The organism is Mesorhizobium norvegicum (genome assembly GCF_004919685.1).
In the GTDB taxonomy this organism is placed as follows: Bacteria; Pseudomonadota; Alphaproteobacteria; order Rhizobiales; family Rhizobiaceae; genus Mesorhizobium; species Mesorhizobium norvegicum.
This window is the reverse complement of sequence record NZ_SMYZ01000081.1, coordinates 1-19,009: the sequence shown is the minus strand read 5'-3', so window position 1 is coordinate 19,009 and position 19,009 is coordinate 1. Positions and strand designations below refer to the sequence as shown.

Genomic DNA, 19,009 nt, shown 5'->3' with positions numbered 1-19,009 from the left:
ATTTCTGCATCGTCTATACGCCTATATACGCAGTGCCGGCGTCAGCACCCCAGCGGTCGAAGATACACGACAAGTCGCGTGCAAAGTCATCTTGGGGACGCTGACAACAAGGTACGTGGGCTCAATCGCGTCCACCCCATTCACAAAACCGGCTCCGTGGAGTAGTGGGAACGCAGAGAAATCTCCGGTCGCAGCCTTACCCGGTCAAAACAAGGACTCAAACCATGAATGCCCTCGTCATCTGCTCCGGCGGATTGGACTCTGTTTCGCTCGCTCACAAAGTGGCGACCGAGCAGAAACTCATTGGCCTGCTTTCGTTCGATTACGGCCAGAGGCACAAAAAGGAACTCGGCTTTGCCGCCATCTGCGCCAAGCGGCTGGGTGTTCCGCACCAGATCGTCGATATCCGCGATGTCGGCCGGAACCTGAGCGGCTCGGCGCTGACTGATAATGTGGACGTGCCCGACGGGCACTATGCCGAAGACTCCATGAGGATCACGGTGGTGCCGAATAGGAACGCCATCATGCTGGCCATCGCCTTCGGGGTTGCCGCCGCGCAGAAGGCCGATGCGGTGGCCACTGCCGTCCACGGCGGAGATCATTTCATCTATCCCGATTGCCGGCCCGCTTTTATCGACGCCTTTCAGACGATGCAGAACCATGCGCTCGCAGGCTACGCCGATATCCGCCTGTACGCTCCGTATGTGAATATGTCGAAGGCCGACATCGTCAGCGAGGGGGCAAAGTACGCCACACCGTTCGAGGCGACGTGGTCCTGCTACAAGGGCGGCGCACGTCATTGCGGTCGCTGCGGGACATGCGTCGAACGGCGCGAAGCATTCGATCTGGCCGGCATCACCGACCCGACAGATTATGAGGACGCAGACTTCTGGCTCCACGCTATCCAGACAAGGAGCGCGTGATGTTCCGCATTACCAAAGAGTTCCACTTCTCGGCCTCGCATCAGCTCACCTCCTTGCCACCAGATCATCAGTGCGCACGTCTGCACGGCCACAACTACATCGTCGTAGTGGAGCTTTCAGGTGGCGAACTGGACGAACACGGCTTTGTGCGCGACTACCAAGATCTGGCGGCGTTCAAGCACTACATCGATGGGACGTTCGACCATCGGCATCTTAACGACGTGCTGGGGCATGACCATGCCACAGCGGAATATCTGGCCAGGCACTTCTACGACTGGTGCAAGGTGCGGCTACCCGAAACCTCCGCCGTGCGGGTGAGCGAGACGCCGAAAACCTGGGCGGAATACCGACCATGACTTGCGCGTTGCATCCCGGAATCCGGGTGAGCGAGATTTTTGGGCCGACCATTCAGGGCGAAGGCGTGCTGATCGGCTTGCCGACGGTGTTCGTAAGAACCGGCGGGTGCGATTATCGCTGTTCCTGGTGCGACAGCCTGCATGCGGTGGACCGTCGCTTCCGCCATGATTGGGAGATGATGTCTCCCGACGCGGTTTGGCAAAAGGTCATTGCGCTTTCCGGCGGTCAGCCCGTGATGGTATCGCTGTCGGGCGGCAATCCGGCCATCCAGCCGCTTGGCCAGTTGATCGACCGCGGGCATGGTGAGGGCTACCGTTTTGCATTGGAAACCCAAGGCTCGGTGTCTAAGCAATGGTTCGCGGATCTCGACGTGCTGGTACTAAGCCCCAAGCCGCCCTCAAGCGAAATGACGACAGATTGGGCCGCGTTCGACGCCTGCTTAGAGGCGGCGCAGGATAAGCCGCAGATGGCGCTCAAGCTCGTTGTCTTCGACGATGATGACTATGCCTATGCCAAAGACGCCGCGGCGCGCTACCCGCAATTACCCGTCTATCTGCAGCCCGGCAATCACACGCCGCCGCGTCCCGGCGACGAAGACGCGTTCATCGACATGGCCGGTGTGATGAGGCGCATGGAATGGCTGGTTGAAAAGGTGACCCGTGACAGGTGGTTCGAGGCGCGTGTACTGCCGCAGCTTCATGTTCTGCTCTGGGGGAACAAACGGGGCGTCTAGCCGAAGCGGAAGGATTGCCGACGACGAGCAAGACAGACATCTATAGCAATCTCACCCAACTGGGTGGCAGCAGCGTCGTTCCGGAAAGCCCCGAAAATACCGTGCTGGAAAAGGCACCGAATCCGCATGAGGGCTCGCCTTATTGGGGGCGCTTAACCGCTGCTCTGGGGCGTCACTTGCTCTCTATACTAGCATGCTTTTCCGCTGGGTTTGTTTGGTTGCCGATCACCGCTGCGGGACGAATGCGCTTGACAAAATAGCGCCGGCCCATTCAATTCGACGCATTCACCAGGGGAGTCCCGGCAAGGGGCTGAGATACTGCTGGCTTTCGCGGCGCAGTGACCCGTTGAACCTGATCCAGTTCATACTGGCGTAGGGACGGTGCAAGCGCTTTGCGGGAGTTTACGCCCGAGATCCTGTTTCGGCAGGTCGGCAGAAGCGTCTTTTCATCCTTCCGGCACAGAACTGGGTCTCCAATGCATGAGCAAAGGAGCCTCAAGATGAATGCCCTCACCCCCGCCGTGTCGACGGGATCACTGCCCGCCTCGCGAAAGATCCACAAGTCCGGCGTCCTCCACCCGCAGATCAGGGTGCCGATGCGCGAAATCTCCGTCCATCCGACGGCCGGCGAGCCGCCCGTCACCGTCTACGATCCGTCCGGCCCCTATACCGACCCTGCTCTCGAAACCAGCATCGAAAAGGGCCTTGCCCGGCTTCGCCACGAATGGGTCACGGCGCGCGGCGATGTCGAAGCCTATGACGGCCGCCATGTCCGGCCGGAAGACAATGGGTTCGCCACCGGCGAGCGCCTGACGCCGGAATTTCCTATTCGTAACCGGCCGCTCAGGGCCAAGGCAGGCAAGGCGGTCACCCAGCTCGCCTATGCGCGCGCCGGCATCATCACGCCCGAGATGGAGTTCGTCGCCATCCGCGAGAATCTCGGACGCGAGATGCTGCGTGGCAAGCTTGAGCGCGACGGCGAAGCCTTCGGCGCGGCGATCCCAGACTTCGTCACGGCGGAATTCGTGCGCGATGAGGTTGCGCGCGGGCGTGCGATCATTCCCGCCAACATCAATCATCCCGAGAGCGAGCCGATGATCATCGGCCGCAATTTCCTGGTGAAGATCAACGCCAATATCGGCAATTCCGCCGTCACCTCCTCGATGGCCGAAGAGGTCGAAAAGATGGTCTGGGCGATCCGCTGGGGCGCCGACACGGTGATGGACCTGTCGACCGGCCGCAACATCCACAACATCCGCGAATGGATCGTGCGCAATGCGCCGGTGCCGATCGGCACGGTGCCGCTTTACCAGGCGCTCGAAAAGGTCAACGGCATTGCCGAGGACCTGACCTGGCAGGTCTACCGCGACACACTGATCGAGCAGGCCGAGCAGGGCATCGACTATTTCACCATCCACGCCGGCGTGCGGCTGCACTACATCCCGCTGACCGTCAACCGGGTCACGGGCATCGTCTCCCGAGGCGGCTCGATCATGGCCAAATGGTGCCTGCACCATCACAGGGAAAGCTTCCTTTACGAGCATTTCGCGGAGATCTGCGATATCTGCCGCGCCTATGACGTGTCCTTCTCGCTCGGCGACGGCCTTCGTCCCGGCTCGATTGCCGATGCCAACGACGCGGCACAATTCGCCGAGCTGGAAACGCTCGGCGAGCTGACGCAGATCGCCTGGGCGAAGGATTGCCAGGTGATGATCGAGGGGCCTGGCCACGTGCCGATGCACAAGATCAAGGAGAACATGGACAAGCAGCTCGCTGTCTGTGGCGAAGCGCCCTTCTATACGCTTGGACCACTGACGACCGACATTGCGCCGGGCTATGACCACATCACCTCCGGCATTGGCGCCGCGATGATCGGCTGGTTCGGCACCGCCATGCTCTGCTACGTCACGCCGAAGGAGCATCTCGGCCTTCCCGATCGCAACGATGTCAAGATTGGCGTGATCACCTACAAGATAGCTGCCCATGCCGCCGACCTGGCGAAGGGCCACCCAGCAGCGAAAACCAGGGATGATGCCCTTTCGCGTGCGCGCTTCGAGTTCCGCTGGGAAGACCAGTTCAACCTGTCGCTCGACCCCGAAACCGCGCGGTCCTTCCACGACCAGACCTTGCCCAAGGAGGCGCACAAGGTGGCGCATTTCTGTTCGATGTGCGGGCCGAAATTCTGTTCCATGCGCATCTCCCACGACATCCGCGCCGAGGCACAGAAAGAGGGCATGGCGGCGATGGCGGCGAAATATCGCGAGGGCGGCGATCTCTATGTGCCGGCGGACGAGGCCGGCGCACCGCTGATGTCGGAGGCGCATGAGCCATCATGAGGGTGCTGGTCCAAGGGGCCGGCATCGCCGGTCTCACCGCAGCCTTCGAGTTCGCCATACGTGGCGCGGCGGTGACAGTTGCCGAGACAAGACATGCTCTCGGCGGCAACGCATCTTGGTTCGCGGGCGGCATGCTGGCGCCATGGTGCGAGCGCGAAAGCGCCGAGCAGCCGGTTCTCGATCTCGGACGCGACGCCGCCGACTGGTGGGATACGGCAACGCCCGGCCAGGTGACGCGGGCCGGAACACTGGTCGTGGCCGCACCGCGCGATGCCGGCGAGCTCGACCGCTTTGCCAGCCGCACGTCGGGGCATCGGCGTGTCGATGAAGATGAAATCACCTTGCTGGAGCCCGACCTCGCCGGCCGCTTCCGGCGCGGATTGCTGTTCCCCGGCGAGGCTCATCTCGACCCGCGCCAGGCGATGGCGGCACTTCACGACAAGCTCGCAGCCATGGGCGTCGAATTCCGCTTCGGCACTGACGCCCGGCACCTTTCCGGTTTCGATCGCCGGATCGACTGCACGGGGATGGCGGCGGAAGACGATGGGTTGCGTGGCGTTCGTGGCGAGATGCTTATCCTGCGCACGCTGGATATCTCGCTGTCGCGCCCGGTCAGACTGCTGCATCCGCGATTTCCGCTCTATGTGGTGCCGCGCGCCGACCACCGTTTCATGATCGGCGCGACGATGATTGAAAGCCAGTCCGCCGGACCGGTCACGGCGCGTTCCATGATGGAGCTGCTGGGCACCGCCTATGCCCTCCATCCGGCCTTTGGTGAGGCCGAGATCGCTGAAACCGGTGTCGGCGTTCGTCCGGCCTTTCCAGACAACCTGCCGCGCGTCGAAGCGAGCGGAGACACCGTCTCGATCAATGGGCTTTACCGCCATGGCTTTCTTCTCGCCCCCGCCATGGCGCGCCAGGCTGCCGACCTGGTTTTTAGCCAAGACAGAACCAGGGAGGTTGCACATGAAACTGACCGTCAACGGCGAAGCGCATGAGGTTGCCGCCGCGACATTGGCCGACCTGCTTGCCGCGCTCGACTATGAGGGCGATTGGCTTGCAACGGCCGTCAACAGCGACCTCGTGCACAAAGCCAAGCGGGCGGAATTCCAGTTGAGCGACGGCGACCGGATTGAAATCCTCTCGCCGATGCAAGGAGGCTAGATCGTGTTCGATCTTCTTGGAACCACGCTTCCTTCCCGCCTGCTTCTCGGCACGGCTCAATATCCTTCGCCGGCCATCCTTGCCGATGCAGTCAAGGCGTCGGGCACATCGGTGGTCACCGTCTCGCTGCGTCGCGAAATGGCAGGCGGCAGGGCCGGCGAACAATTCTGGTCGTTGATCCGCTCGCTCGGCGTAAGAATCCTGCCCAATACTGCTGGCTGCCACTCCGTCAAGGAGGCGGTCATGACCGCGAAAATGGCGCGCGAGGTGTTCGGCACCAACTGGATCAAGCTCGAAGTGATCGGCAACCACGACACGCTACAACCAGACGTGTTCGGTCTGGTCGAAGCCGCCCACGTCCTGTGCGAGGACGGTTTTGCTGTATTCCCCTACACCACCGACGACCTCGTTGTCGCCGAGCGGCTACTGGCGGCGGGCTGCAAGGTCTTGATGCCGTGGTGCGCACCGATCGGCTCCGCCCTTGGGCCGATCAACATCATGGCGCTGCGCTCGATGCGCGGACATTTCCCTGAGGTCCCGCTGATTGTGGATGCGGGGCTCGGACGACCGTCGCACGCGGCAACCGTTATGGAACTCGGCTTTGACGCCGTGCTCCTGAACACAGCGGTCGCCAAGGCGGCCGATCCGGTCGGCATGGCGCGTGCGTTCGGCAAGGCGGTCGAGGCCGGTCGTGAAGCTTTCATCTCGGGAATCCTCGAACCGCGCGACGCTGCCGTGCCATCGACACCGACGATCGGCAGAGCCGTTTTTTCATGAAGCTCGATCCCTTCTACCTGATCGTCGAAAGTGCAGCCTGGATCGATCGGCTGGTGCCGCTCGGCGTCAAGCTGGTGCAGCTTCGCATCAAGACCATGGGCGAAGCCGGATTGCGCGCTGAGATCCGCACAGCGAAGGCCATGTGCGCTCGATACGGGTGCCAGCTCATCATCAATGATTACTGGCGACTGGCCATCGAGGAAGGCTGCGACTTCGTTCATCTCGGTCAGGAGGATCTGCAAACCGCCGACCGTTCGCGGATTCGGGTAGCCGGCGTGAGGCTCGGACTGAGCACGCATGATGGTGTCGAACTGGACACGGCCGTGGCCGCCGAGCCTGACTATATCGCGCTTGGGCCCATCTACCCGACCATCCTGAAGAAGATGAAATGGGCGCCGCAGGGACTCGAACGGATCAGAGAATGGAAGCATCGGGTAGCGCCAATCCCATTGGTCGCCATTGGCGGTCTCAACCCTGACAGGCTCGACGGAGTTTTCGCGGCTGACGCCGACAGCGCGGCAGTGGTCACCGACATCACGCTGAATGCCGATCCCGAAGCGCGCACACGAGAATGGATCGAAAAGACGGAGCGATGGCGCTGAGGCGAGAACCGCATGTGCTTGTCGTTGGCGGGTCGGACTCCAGCGGTGGAGCTGGAATTGCCCGCGATATAGAAACGGTTTCCGCCTTCGGGCTGCGCAGTTGTCTTGCCATCACCGCCGTGACAGTCCAGACGCACTCGGCTGTCGAGCACGTCAAGCTTGTGCCGTCGGAGCTTGTCGCCGCTCAGATGCGCGCCGCGTTCGCTGCCAACGCTGTCGCGGCCGTCAAGATAGGCATGATTGGGACATCGGCGGCTGTTGAGGCAGTCGGCGCTGTTTTGGTCAACCGCCAAGTGCCTGTGGTACTCGACCCGGTCCTGGCCTCTACCTCGGGACGCAATCTGCTGGCGGACGATGCCATTAATATGCTGCGCCACGATCTGATGCCGATCTGCCGGCTTGTAACGCCTAACCTGGTCGAGCTGGCTGCGCTTACCGGCTCGTCACCGGCCGCGGACGAAGAAGGGGCTTGTCGTCAGGCTGAAGAGCTATCGAGGACGGTGAGGACCGCCGTACTCGTCAAGGGCGGCCATGCACAAGGAACCCGTTGCGTCGACGTGCTTTTGCAGCCGAACCAACCTGCAGTTCGGTTCGAGGCGCGCCGCTTGCCGCAAGGGATGCGCGGAACGGGTTGCATGATGGCCAGCGCAGTCGCCGCCTCGCTTGCTCTTGGAGCGTCGCTGGAAGCGAGCGTGCGCCAAGCCAAGCAACATGTTTTCGATGCGCTTGCCGGATCGAAGGATATCGGGCCGATAAGCTAATCGGGCCGAACGTATCCAACGCTCCGATCAAGTCTGGCAGGCGATCGTGGGTCTACTCCTAGGACATGAAGGCCCTATCCGAGGGGTGAGAATGCGGCATACACGGTCGCTGTCGCCTATGAACAACACGCCGCTTTGAGTAGGAGCCGCATGCCTCTGTGCCAACCGGTTGATGGGTCATCCGAAACCCGCACCTAGTCGTCGCTAGCGACGCATGCCGCTTGGCACGTTGTTGGGTGAGCGAACGTTCGAACCGGGGTTAGCCAACTCGAGCCATAATTGCGGATTGAATCGCCGTTGCGGTATATAGGGAAGCATCTAACGACAGATTCCCAAACGCCGGTTGACAAAGGAGGTAGTTTGCACCTGCCGCTTCCAGCTGATCAAGAAGAGCTTGTCCCGCAGATGCTGCCGTTCCTACTACGCACAATTCCTTCTCGATTGCTGCATCGAAGGTCAGCGGCAGGTTTGGTGGAGTCGGCATGCCATTGAGATCATAAAGGAATTTAAAGCTCTTGAGCCACCGTTCGTAAGCAGGTGCGGCGAGTGAACGTGCATCTGTTTCAGAGCGCCCAATCACGACCATTCGGAGCAATCCAAGAAATGGCGCTTGGTCGTCCGCCTCACTGGTGTGCTCTCGACCGGCGCGGAAGGCATCAGTGATTCTTCGAACGGAAGAGGAAGGTCCCACGCACGCGATGTTCATCCCATTCGCAGCGGCCCAGCCTGCCGATTCCGGTCGATTGGTGGCGATCCAAGTCGGCGGATGTGGACGCTGATGAGTTCTTAGCGTCAGCGGAACGCTGTTCAACTCAAAATGGCGACCTTGATAGGATAGCGTGCCGCCCTTCAGCGCATTGATAAGAATTTCGCTGGCTTCCGCATAGTGGTTTGGCGCCGCGTCCGAGCCAATCCCGAAGTAACCCAATTCGATCGGGAGCGAGCCGCGCCCTATCCCAAGTTCGAGCCTGCCACCGCTCAATTGGTCCAGCATACAGATCTCTTCGAACGCACGTAGCGGATGATAGAGGGCAAGCAGCATTACCAACGGGCCGACACGAAGGCGACGGGTTCGCTGGACTACGCTCGACAAGAACAGATTCGGTGAGGGACCTCTCCCATGTGGGGTACAATGGTGCTCTGCGAGATGATATGCATAGAACCCAAGGTGATCGCACGCCTCCGCTAACATCAGGCGATCTTCGTACTGTCGGGCGATATCGGGGCCGTCCTCGTCCAGATGATCGAAGATGCCGACAGCTAGGCCTGAAGGAAAGGCCTTATCCATGATATTGTCTCCATTTTTGACGCAACAAGTCCGGTTGCTTGCGTATTCCAAGCAATTTAAAGATTTCTCGCTTGTGTAATCGCTCGGATTATTGCCTGCGCAATGCTCAAGCGGAGGCTCATGCAACCTAATACGGGCATATTGACATATTAACTATTCTACAAATACGACCAGCGGCACAAAGAAATGCATCCATTTGCTCTTTTGTACCGATGCTGACGCGGACGTAATTTTCCAAACCTTTATCTGGAAAGACGGCAACAAGTATTTTTTGCCTTGCAAAGGCTGATTGCCACCATGAGCCGTCCTGTCCCGTTGGCACGCGGGCAAGCAAGAAGTTTGCGTGGGAAGGGATTACGGAAAATCCAAGTTGCGACAGCGCGAGCGTTACTCGCCGTCGTTCATGCCTGATGTGTCTGTGGTTGTCTGCATAGGCGGCGCGGTGCGCAAGGACGCTGATACCAACCGCCTGCCCGATCACATTCATGTTGAAGACGTTCTGGATGTTGCGTAGCCTGCCGATAATTTCAGGATGACCGAAACCGAAACCGACGCGAATGCCGGCGGCAGCATAGCTTTTCGAAAATGTCCTTAAGACCAGAAGGTTCGAATAGCGATTGATGAGGCGTAGACCATTCTCGGGTGCAAAGTCGACGTAGGCCTCATCCAGCACGATCAAGCGGTCCGATTTCGCTACCAGGCGTTCGATATCGGCCACCGGAACGAACGTTCCAGTCGGATTGTTCGGATTGGCTAGCAGAATGAACTTGGCGTCCTTTGCAGGACCGAAGAGCAATTGCTCCATCGGCAAGGAATGATCTTCGCTAAATTCGATTTCGACAAATTGAGCACCCTGCAACGTTGCAAGTTTGCGGTTGAACGAAAAGCCTGGCGACATCATCGCCACGCTATCCCCCGGGGTAAGGAATGCTCTGTAGACAAGTCCAAGCAGTTCAGACGATCCGTTGCCGGCGATCACCTGATCCATGGAGACGCTGTAGGCATTCGCGGCTGCTTCCCTCAAGCTGATGTTATCGTCTTCTGGATATAGATACTGCCGTTCGAGAGCTGCAATCGCACTTTGCATTATGATTGCCGGAAGCGGGAAGGGGTTCTCATTCGTGTTTAGTTTTACCCAACTTGAATCCGGCGCTGGTGTATCGGATGGCAGAGCATCTAACTGTCTCACCACCTGCGAAAGAGACGACAGCACACTCTGAAGTTTTGCATCGGACATGTTTTTCTCCGTTTCAGTCGCAGAGGGAATCCGGGATGAACTGATGGTCTGGAGCACATGGCCGACCAACAGTGCATTCACACCGCCATTGTCAGCACATTGACCCCGCGAGGTCGGGCGGGCTGTCCTCCCGGGTCGGATTGGCCCGACGCTCAGTCCGCATCCACTCGTCATCGGGCCAAGGCTCCGCCAGCCACCAACGCTTGATTTGTCCCTGATATTTGCCTCGGTCAGCCTTTCAAGGACGCTTGATCTGATGCCGTATTTCCTCAGCGTGTATCCAATCTGGCGCGGCGTCAGTCCAAGGAGGCGCCGCCTTTGTCTGCACCGAGCCATCTCTTCACGGCCGCGATGACACGCTCGCGATTTGACATACTCGTACCTTTAAAGAGGCTGCGCTGGGAGGCGCCAGCGGTGCCTGGTCGCTGACGACGGACGGGACCGTAGCGGCGGCCCAAGGAGCAGCCTCAGTCGCCGGCCTGTCTGGCATCATCGGCCCAGTTGCGGCACCTTGTTGCCCGGTCCGCTCTTCCACGCCGCCGCGAAAAAACACTGTCCGTGGCGCGGTCGATGGTCGGCGTGCCCACGACGTTCGCATCGACGCGAATGGGTACGCCGATGAACGAGACTTTCATGCTGTCGGACGCCCCGAGCACGTCCTTGTCGGCGGCGTTGAAAGCCGGGTCCACCGCTTGGTTGCGGATTTTGACTGGTCACGGGCAAGCGCGAAAAACGCCTTAGCCGTAAGTCGGGGCGCTGCAACGTGGTCGAGTGCACAGCGGTGCGATGCCTTGCCATGGGGTTTCCTTTCATGAATCGCGACCGTCGACTGGCTTCTGCACGCCGCAACCGCACGTTGATTCACGAGACGGGAATGGGGCGGGAGAGTCAATCGAGCTTTCTTTCATTCGCGAAAGGAAACTCTGCGCTCATGATAGAATTCCATCAGTTTCATATAGCTCCGGTAGATGATATCGAACGGCAGAATGTCTGCCCCGGCGTCGCCGCGGTGCCGGTGCTGATGGCCCGGGCCATCAGCCTAATCAGCTCCTGGCAAAGCTGGGCGCAGTGGCGTGGCGACCGCCATCGCGACGATGCCATCTACGAGGGCCGACCGCGACTCCGGCGTGATTTCATTCACAATCGCGACAGCGTCTTGAGCTTTGCGCACCTCGCGGAGCTCCTGATGGCCCCCTGCCCCCGCCGACCATACAGAAGCCGACGAGCTCAGGTTGCCGTGCATGAGATCCAGCGTGGTCTCGTATGTGATCTGCCGCTTCTCGAGGGTCACGAGCGTATCGAGCACCTCGAAACTCGGCGCGTTGTCACGGAAATAGGAGCGAAAGCCGATTTCGCGGAGCTCGTGCCCCTGCAAGCGGTGGCTGCCGACGAAGACCGCCCCTTGCCGGGCCGTTTTGCGACCGTGGAAAACAGCCAAACGGCGGCCCCCCCCGACCTCGTCCCGCCATAGGAGGAAACGGCACCGCGACCTTGATGCAGTGTCATGGATGGATGGGGCATTATTCGGGAACCGAACCAATCCACAGAAATATTTTGTTGGTATTTTTGTTGGTCCGCGCTCCTATTGCTCCATGCCGAGGCGATTGAAAACGAACTCAAATTTTCTCTACTTGGATTCCGCCTCGGATGAGGCGAAGGCATTCATGGCCATAGGCGAGAGTTTTGCCAAGCATGAGACCCGTGAAGCATTCCAGCCACGAATATCTTCGCGACACGGTCCACGTCAATTAGGTGGAGGGTTTCAATTCCCGCGTGCGGCGGACGATCGCCGGCGTCTTTCACCATATCAGCCCGCAACATGCCGACCTGTATTTCCATGAAATCGGCTTCCGCTGGTCTCAGCGCGTCGTGTCTGGAAGCGCCATTCGGAAAACTCGGCATGGCCGGGAAATCATGCGAACGCTCTGGTCACGGGTGCCGCCAGCGCTGCAACTGCCGACTGTCTTTTGCGCCGCCACGGGACGTCAGATGCGCCGAAGCCCCGATGGTGGCATCACTATCAAATCGGCCGCAGCTGTCTTTGGTTGATAAAGGCCGGGGTAAGGATGAATGAACGCAGCAATGTAGACAGGCTCGTTTTTGGGAGAGACCTCTAAGTCGAGGGCGAATACCTTGTCGCTAGTCTAGGAAGGGGTCTGCGCCGGCGCGCGACGGCGCCTGTCGGGCTTCTCCGCGGTCCTCTCCAATATCATGAGCAATGCGCCGGCCGTGCTGGCGCCCAGGCCCTTCATACCGGTCTGGAAACCCGGATGTGCCTGGCCTGATTGTCGCCATGAGTTCCACGCTGGTCGACAACTTTACGCTGCTCGGCTAGGTCGCCAGACTGATCTTCCCCGAGCAGGCGCAGATCGCTGGCACAGATCTCAGTTTTGGGCGTTTTCTTCAAGGCCGGACTGCCGCTGAAGCTGATCACGCTCCATAACGGTTCGGTTGCTATGCGCAAGGCCTCGGTCGTGCTCCTATATTCCACGGAGAATTACTCATGGCTGCTTACGCAACGTTTCTTAACACCGATTTTAATAGCGCAAAGGGATTTCCGACGTAATGCTGCAGTGCAACAGAACGGTCTTTGAGCGTGCCGTTTATGCACTGTCACCAGGAGATCCGAATGCTCGAACAGGCCCCAGACAAACCGCACGAGCCTTTGGCGCAACAGACCCTTCCCGCTGAGAAGTTCCGCAGGTCGCGGTCGCTGCGATTAATGTTCGCGATCGTCTTCTTGGGCGGTAGCTCTTTTGCCATCTATGCCTACAGCAGCGCTCGCCCTTCGGACGCCGTCGCGCTCGCAACTGTCGCACCGGCGCCTCCCATTGTGGTCAAGGCAGCGCAGGCGCAACTTGGGAACGTTCCGATCCGGGTCACAGGGCTCGGAACCGTGCAACCCTTCAACAGCGTGACAGTCAAGCCTCGCGCCAATGGGCAGATCAACGATATCGTCTTCACTGAAGGCCAGATGGTGCATGCGCACGATGTGCTCGCCCGCCTGGACCCGAAACCCTTCCTTGGACCTCTGCATCAGGCCGAAGCGACGCTGGCCAAGGATCAGGCACAACTCACCAATGCTCAAGCGGATCTGCAACGCGTTTCGAGCCTTGCCCAGAAAGGCTTTGCCACGGGCCAGGTCCTCGATACGCAAAAGGCGCAGATCGCCCAGACGGAGGCGACGATTTTGGCGGACAAAGCCGCCATCGAGAACGCGCAGACCCAGATAGACTACACCACCATCACCTCGCCGATCGACGGCGTGGCGGGCATCCGGATGATCGATGCGGGCAACATGATCACTTCGACCGATCTGGGGATTGTGACAATCAATCAGCTCGAGCCGATTTCGGTCGTGTTTACCGTGCCGGCGGACGCCGTCGCTGACTGGCCGGTCGGAACGCCAGCGTCCGCGATTTCCGTCACCGCCCTAGCGGCCAACGATAGCAGGATGCTCGACACGGGAACTTTGAGCCTCGTCGACAATCATATCGATCCCGCGACGGCTACCATCAAATTGAAGGCGACTTTCCCGAACAAGGACCATCAACTGAAGCCGGGGCAGTTCGTCAGTGCCCTGTTCCAGAGCGTGCTTCTGTCCGAGGCGACTTCGGTTCCATCAAGTGCCGTTCAGCAGTCGGCCAACGGCACTTACGTCTATCTGGTCAAGCCGGAGGACTCGACGCTGGTCCAGCGCCAGGTGACGGTCAAACGCGTAGCCGGCGACGTCACCGTGATTGCTTCGGGCTTGAATGCCGGCGATACGGTCGTCACCGAGGGGCAATACAGCCTGAAGCCCGGGATGAAAGTGTCGACGCAGAGCGCCGGATCGCAGGACGCGGCAGGCGAAGCTTTGGGCCATCGAAGGGATCGAGTGTGAGCGTCTCCAACATATTCGTCCAGCGTCCAATTGCGACCGGGCTGCTGACGCTCGGCATCGTGCTCGTGGGCATGGTTGCGTACATGCTTCTGCCGATCTCGTCGCTGCCTCAGGTCGATTTTCCGACCATCGCTGTAGAGTCCACGTTGCCCGGCGCCAACGCGGAAACGATGGCGAGCACGGTAGCGAGCCCGCTCGAACAGCAATTCTCGACCATACCCGGCCTAGCCCAGATGACGTCGACGAGTACGCTCGGCAAAACCGACATGACGCTGCAGTTCGATCTCAGCCGCAATATCGACAGCGCGGCCCAGGACGTTCAGGCGGCGATCAACGCGGCGAGCGGCTCATTGCCAAAGGCAATGCAAAGTCCGCCCACCTACCACAAGGTCAATCCGGCGCTGTTCACCGTGATCTCCATCGTGCTGCAGTCGGACACGATCCCCCTCCCGCTGGTCATGGATGCGGCGTCTAATATGGTTGCCCAGACCTTGTCCCAGATTCCGGGAGCCGGCTTCGTGGACATGCCCGGTTCTTCGAAATCGGCCATCCGAATCCAGCTCGATCCCATGAAGCTGGCCAGCCTCGGGATGAGCCTCGAAGACGTTCGGTCCGCGCTGGTAGTGGGGACGACCAACGGACCCAAGGGCACTCTCGAAGGCGCGCAGCGCTCGGTCACGCTTGACGCCAATAACCAACTCCTCACCTCGGCGGACGCGAGCGCGGCAATCATCGCCTACCGCAACGGATCTCCGATAAGGATCAGCGATATCGGACGCGCGATCGACAGCGTCGAGAACACGACGTTGGGTGCATGGTACAATAATCGGAAGGCTGTCCTCATAGACGTTCATCTGCAGTCGGGCGCTAACGCGGTTGACGTCGTGAATGGCGTCAAGGCCGCCCTGCCAGGACTGCGGTTGCGCCTCCCTCCCTCGGTCCAGATCATGACGGCGGGTGACTCTACGGTTGCCGTTCGCGCAGCCGTGGCCGACGTCCAGTTCACACTCATGATTACGATCGGGTTGGTTGTCCTCACGATCTTCCTATTCCTCAAGAGCATGAGCGCGACCATCATTCCGGCCGTCACGATTCCCGTTTCCCTGATCGGCACATTTGGCGTGATGTATTTGTTGGGTTACTCGCTGGACAACATTTCGCTGATGGGACTCACGATCGCCGTAGGGTTTGTCGTCGACGATGCGATCGTCGTGATCGAGAACATCGTCCGGCACATCGAGGGCGGCGAATCCCCTCTTGAGGCCACCTTGAAGGGGGCGAGCGAGATCGGCTTTACGGTCGTTTCCATGACCGCATCGCTGATCGCGGTCTTTATCCCGCTGCTTCTGATGAGCGGCATGGTCGGCCGGCTGTTCCGGGAGTTCTCCGTCACCATAGCGGTAGCGCTCATCATTTCGGCGCTCGTTTCGCTCACCCTTACGCCTATGATGTGCGCCCTGATGATCAAAGGCCATCGTCACGAAGCCAAGCCCAACCGCTTATCCAGCCTGCTCGAACGCGGCTTCGACTTCATCCAGCGGGGTTATAGCCGTTCGCTCCGCGTCGTGGTCGGACATCCAAGGCTTGTTCTCCTCTCCTTTTTCGCAACGCTGGCTGTAACGGCGCAGTTGTTCCTAGCGATCCCGAAGGGCTTCTTCCCACAACAGGACCTCGGGCTGATTTCCGGGTCCACGCAGGCCGCGCAGGATATCTCCTTCCAAGCGATGGCAGCCAAGCAGCAGGCCGTTGTCGATCTCATCCTGAAAGATCCGGCGGTCGACACGGTCCGGTCCACCCTCGGCGGCTCCGGGCGCATGAACTCCGGCAACTTGCAGATCGTCCTCAAGCCGCTGTCGGAACGATCCGTGTCCGCGGATCAGGTGATTGCACGCCTCCGTAAGGAAACGGCCGGTGTGTCCGGCGTCAGCGTGGGCATGCAGGCTGTACAGGGCATCAACGTGGGCGCACGCGGCTCCCAGACGCAGTTCCAGTACACCTTGCAGGACCCCAACCTGCCCGAACTGTACAGATGGGCCGACACGATGACCGCCGAATTGCGCAAGCTTCCTCAGGTCCGAGACGTTGCGAATGACCTGCAAGCCGCGGCGCCGCATGCCAGCATCGCTGTCGACAGGGACACGGCATCACGCCTCGGCATCACTCCGCAGGCGATCGACGACACACTCTACGACGCATTCGGTCAGCGGCAGGTCACGACGATCTTCACCCAAGCCGACCAGCACAAAATCGTCATGGAGATCGATCCGAAATACCGAGTCGATGCAGGCGCGCTTGATGCGATCTATGTCGGAAGCAATTCGGGCAAGCAGGTTCCGCTCAGCGCTTTCGCCAAGGTCAGTAGCTCCGTGGCGCCGCTGACGATCAACCATCAGGGCTTGTTCCCGTCCGTAACGCTGAGTTTCAATCTCGCGCCCAACGTCGCCCTCGGGGACGCGGTTACGGCGGTCGAAGCCATGCAGGCACGGATTCGCCTGTCCGCGACGGTGCAGACCGGGTTCCAGGGCACCGCACAGGCCTTCCAGGCCTCGCTCAGCACGCAGCCGATGCTAATCGTGGCAGCCCTGATCGCCGTGTACATCGTTCTCGGCATGCTTTACGAGAGCGTAATCCACCCGATAACCATTCTGTCGACCTTGCCTTCAGCGGGAGTGGGCGCCCTCGCGGCGCTTATGCTTGTTGGTGGTCAGCTTGATGTCATGGGGCTTGTCGGCATCATCCTGCTCATCGGCATCGTGAAGAAGAATGCGATTATGATGATCGACTTTGCATTGTCAGCCGAGCGGGACCGCGGCTTGCCGCCAAAGGAAGCCATTATCCAAGCCTGCATCTTGCGGTTCCGGCCCATCACAATGACCACGCTCTGTGCGCTGTTGGGCGCGCTGCCGCTCGCTTTAGGTACAGGCGTCGGTTCGGAACTCAGACGCCCGCTCGGCATCGCGATCGTGGGCGGACTCTGCGTGTCGCAGCTGCTGACGCTGTACACCACGCCGGTCATCTACCTCTACATGCAGCAGTTTGCAGGCTTGATGATGGGCGTCAAGTATCGGATCATCGGGCGTCGGCCCGCGCTCCCCGCAGTCCCGGCAGAATAGGTTGGGGAGCGGCCGTGCTTGGCCCGCTGACGCCCGCCGGGGTGAAGCAACAACGTGGCCAATGGGAGAGGACAACACGCTGTGATTAAGGTCCTGGTCGTCGAAGACGATGCAGATACGGCCGATGAGATCGTCGACGAATTCTGTGCGGCGGGGTTCGAAGTCGAGCACGCCGCGACCGGGCCGGACGGGTTGACTAAAGCCAAAACCCAGGCCTTTGACGTGATCACGCTCGATCGCCTACTGCCTGGCCTAGACGGTCTGAGCCTTCTCGAAAGCTTGCGCGGAGGCGGCGTGGATACGCCGGTTATGGTCCTCAGTGCACTGTCCAGTGTTGACGAGCGCATAAGAGGATTGCGGGCGGGCGGCGACGACTACCTCGTGAAACCGTTCTCGCTGGCTGAACTGCGGACGCGCATCGAGGTGCTGGCGCGCCGCACTCCCGATCAGCGAGCCACGGTCCTGCGGCTCGCCGACCTGGAACTTGACCTTTTGACCCGCACGGTACGACGCGGTACCCGCATCGTCGAACTCGTACCGCGCGAGATCACCCTGCTCGAATATCTGCTTCGGCATGCCGAGCAAGTCGTCACGCGAGGGATGCTTTTCGAGCATGTCTGGCACTATCGCTTCGATCCAGGAACGAACCTCGTCGACGTTCATATCGGCCGGTTGCGCCGTAAGATCGATCTGGCAGATGAGTTGCCGCTGATCCATACGATTCGTGGTCGGGGGTTTGTCCTTCGTGCACAGGACTAGGATCTTCCAAACGGCCAGCTTCCGCCGCACGATCGGCGCGGCGGGGATCCTTGCCCTCGCGCTTCTGCTGATGGCTGGGTTTTTCTACAGGGAGACAGTTGGCTATCTCACCAAACAGATCGACGATTCGCTGATCGGCGACGCGCGTTCTTTCGCACGGGATGATCCGGCATCCCTTCCAGCCCGCATCGAGAAAGCATTGGCTATCGACAAGCGGCAGGAAAAGGCCTTCGGCATCTTCTCAGCCGATCGCACGCGGCTCGCCGGTAACATCGCAATACTGCCATCAACATTGCCGGAGCTCGATATCCCGACAACTCTGGTGCTGTCCCTGGACAACGGTGCGGAGAAGCGATCGGAGAGCGTACGCGGCGTCGCGACCATCCTCACCAATGGCAGCATACTTTTACTGGGGCGTGCAACGGCATCGCTGGACGAAATAAAAGAAATCGTCGCTAGGGCCATGGCGCTCGCAATCATCCCTGCGATCGCGCTTTCGTTGATCGGCGGGCTGGTGATGAGCCGGGCGATGTTACGGCGCGTCGAGGCTGTGCGCCGAGCCTGTAGTTCCATCATGGAGGGCCATTTCGACCGAAGATTGCCGGTTCATAAGCGCCAAGACGAATTCGACAAGCTGTCGGTGATCGTCAACACGATGCTGGACGAGATCGAGCGGCTCATAGCGGAAGTGAAAGGGGTCGGCGATTCCATTGCCCATGACCTCCGAACGCCGCTGACGCGCTTGCGCGCACGCCTTGAGCGCAGTTTGCGTGCAATTTCGGGTGATGCACCTGTCAAGGCTGCGATGCAGAAGTCCTTGGCGGACATCGACCAGCTGCTGGCGACGATCGCTGCCCTGATGCGGATTGCCGAGGTGGAGCAGAGCCGCCGCCGTGAGAATTTTTCACGTGTCGATCTCGGCGACATCGTGACCGCGTTGGCTGAATTCTATGGGCCGATCGCAGAAGAAGGCGGCCTCGATTTCGCAGTCGTTTGCCAGCCGGCGGTGCCGATAGACGCTGATGGCGACTTGCTGTTCGAGGCGCTAGCTAATCTCGTTGACAACGCAATAAAAT

At 60.1% G+C, this 19,009-nt stretch carries 17 protein-coding genes, 1 pseudogene and 1 riboswitch; of the genes and pseudogenes, 14 read left to right on the top strand and 4 right to left on the bottom strand.

Annotation, left to right across the window (positions count from 1 at the left end):
• Window positions 1–224: 224 nt before the first annotated feature.
• From queC to FCU66_RS30155, 9 genes are all read left to right on the top strand, one after another.
• On the top strand, window positions 225–923 hold the full coding sequence (queC, locus tag FCU66_RS30195; RefSeq protein WP_006334015.1) for a 7-cyano-7-deazaguanine synthase QueC: 699 nt from the start codon (window positions 225–227) through the stop codon (window positions 921–923).
• Window positions 923–1,279 (top strand): 6-carboxytetrahydropterin synthase QueD, encoded by a 357-nt coding sequence (gene queD, locus FCU66_RS30190; protein WP_027055667.1) that lies wholly within the window; start codon window positions 923–925, stop codon window positions 1,277–1,279. Before queC ends, queD begins: the two co-directional genes overlap by 1 nt.
• Window positions 1,276–2,013, top strand: a complete 738-nt coding sequence (queE, locus tag FCU66_RS30185) for a 7-carboxy-7-deazaguanine synthase QueE (RefSeq protein WP_136617730.1) — start codon at window positions 1,276–1,278, stop codon at window positions 2,011–2,013. Before queD ends, queE begins: the two co-directional genes overlap by 4 nt.
• A 280-nt stretch (window positions 2,014–2,293) precedes the next feature.
• Window positions 2,294–2,410: riboswitch (TPP riboswitch) on the top strand.
• Window positions 2,411–2,513: 103 nt separating this feature from the next.
• A complete protein-coding gene (gene thiC, locus FCU66_RS30180) occupies window positions 2,514–4,349 on the top strand; it encodes a phosphomethylpyrimidine synthase ThiC (protein ID WP_136617731.1) in 1,836 nt (611 codons plus the stop codon).
• Window positions 4,346–5,347 carry a glycine oxidase ThiO gene (gene thiO / locus FCU66_RS30175; RefSeq protein ID WP_136617732.1) on the top strand — a complete coding sequence of 334 codons (1,002 nt, stop codon included), beginning with the start codon at window positions 4,346–4,348 and terminating at the stop codon, window positions 5,345–5,347. Before thiC ends, thiO begins: the two co-directional genes overlap by 4 nt.
• Window positions 5,316–5,513: a sulfur carrier protein ThiS gene (gene thiS, locus FCU66_RS30170; protein WP_136617733.1), complete on the top strand. Its 198-nt coding sequence runs from the start codon at window positions 5,316–5,318 to the stop codon at window positions 5,511–5,513. The genes thiO and thiS overlap by 32 nt, the downstream gene beginning before the upstream one ends.
• Before the next feature lie 3 nt (window positions 5,514–5,516).
• Complete coding sequence (locus FCU66_RS30165) at window positions 5,517–6,290, top strand: thiazole synthase (RefSeq protein ID WP_136617734.1); 774 nt, start codon at window positions 5,517–5,519, stop codon at window positions 6,288–6,290.
• Window positions 6,287–6,892, top strand: a complete 606-nt coding sequence (locus tag FCU66_RS30160) for a thiamine phosphate synthase (RefSeq protein WP_136617735.1) — start codon at window positions 6,287–6,289, stop codon at window positions 6,890–6,892. The genes FCU66_RS30165 and FCU66_RS30160 overlap by 4 nt, the downstream gene beginning before the upstream one ends.
• Window positions 6,883–7,653: a hydroxymethylpyrimidine/phosphomethylpyrimidine kinase gene (locus FCU66_RS30155; RefSeq protein WP_136617736.1), complete on the top strand. Its 771-nt coding sequence runs from the start codon at window positions 6,883–6,885 to the stop codon at window positions 7,651–7,653. The genes FCU66_RS30160 and FCU66_RS30155 overlap by 10 nt, the downstream gene beginning before the upstream one ends.
• A 259-nt stretch (window positions 7,654–7,912) precedes the next feature.
• On the opposite strand, the gene FCU66_RS30150 is transcribed toward FCU66_RS30155, so the two are convergent.
• From FCU66_RS30150 to FCU66_RS30135, 4 genes are all read right to left on the bottom strand, one after another.
• Window positions 7,913–8,941 carry an LLM class flavin-dependent oxidoreductase gene (locus tag FCU66_RS30150; protein ID WP_136617737.1) on the bottom strand — a complete coding sequence of 343 codons (1,029 nt, stop codon included), beginning with the start codon at window positions 8,939–8,941 and terminating at the stop codon, window positions 7,913–7,915.
• Between the two features lie 127 nt (window positions 8,942–9,068).
• On the bottom strand, window positions 9,069–10,178 hold the full coding sequence (gene hisC, locus FCU66_RS30145) for a histidinol-phosphate transaminase (protein ID WP_136617738.1): 1,110 nt from the start codon (window positions 10,176–10,178) through the stop codon (window positions 9,069–9,071).
• Window positions 10,179–10,645: 467 nt separating this feature from the next.
• Entirely contained in the window at window positions 10,646–10,867 is a 222-nt protein-coding gene (locus FCU66_RS30140) for a hypothetical protein (protein WP_136617739.1), read from the bottom strand.
• 350 nt (window positions 10,868–11,217) lie between these two features.
• Window positions 11,218–11,616, bottom strand: a complete 399-nt coding sequence (locus FCU66_RS30135) for a type 1 periplasmic-binding domain-containing protein (RefSeq protein WP_181956574.1) — start codon at window positions 11,614–11,616, stop codon at window positions 11,218–11,220.
• 205 nt (window positions 11,617–11,821) lie between these two features.
• Between FCU66_RS30135 and FCU66_RS30130 the strand changes: the two are divergent.
• The 5 genes and pseudogenes from FCU66_RS30130 to FCU66_RS30105 form a co-directional block, all read left to right on the top strand.
• Window positions 11,822–12,227: pseudogene (locus tag FCU66_RS30130) on the top strand (transposase); the annotation flags it as partial.
• 580 nt (window positions 12,228–12,807) lie between these two features.
• On the top strand, window positions 12,808–14,061 hold the full coding sequence (locus FCU66_RS30120) for an efflux RND transporter periplasmic adaptor subunit (RefSeq protein WP_168991846.1): 1,254 nt from the start codon (window positions 12,808–12,810) through the stop codon (window positions 14,059–14,061).
• Window positions 14,058–17,174 carry an efflux RND transporter permease subunit gene (locus FCU66_RS30115; RefSeq protein WP_136617741.1) on the top strand — a complete coding sequence of 1,039 codons (3,117 nt, stop codon included), beginning with the start codon at window positions 14,058–14,060 and terminating at the stop codon, window positions 17,172–17,174. The genes FCU66_RS30120 and FCU66_RS30115 overlap by 4 nt, the downstream gene beginning before the upstream one ends.
• A gap of 81 nt (window positions 17,175–17,255) precedes the next feature.
• Window positions 17,256–17,933, top strand: a complete 678-nt coding sequence (locus FCU66_RS30110; protein ID WP_136617742.1) for a response regulator transcription factor — start codon at window positions 17,256–17,258, stop codon at window positions 17,931–17,933.
• Window positions 17,920–19,009, top strand: a 1,090-nt coding sequence (locus FCU66_RS30105) for a sensor histidine kinase (RefSeq protein WP_246094098.1), incomplete at its 3' end; no start/stop codon positions are given. The genes FCU66_RS30110 and FCU66_RS30105, both read left to right, overlap by 14 nt.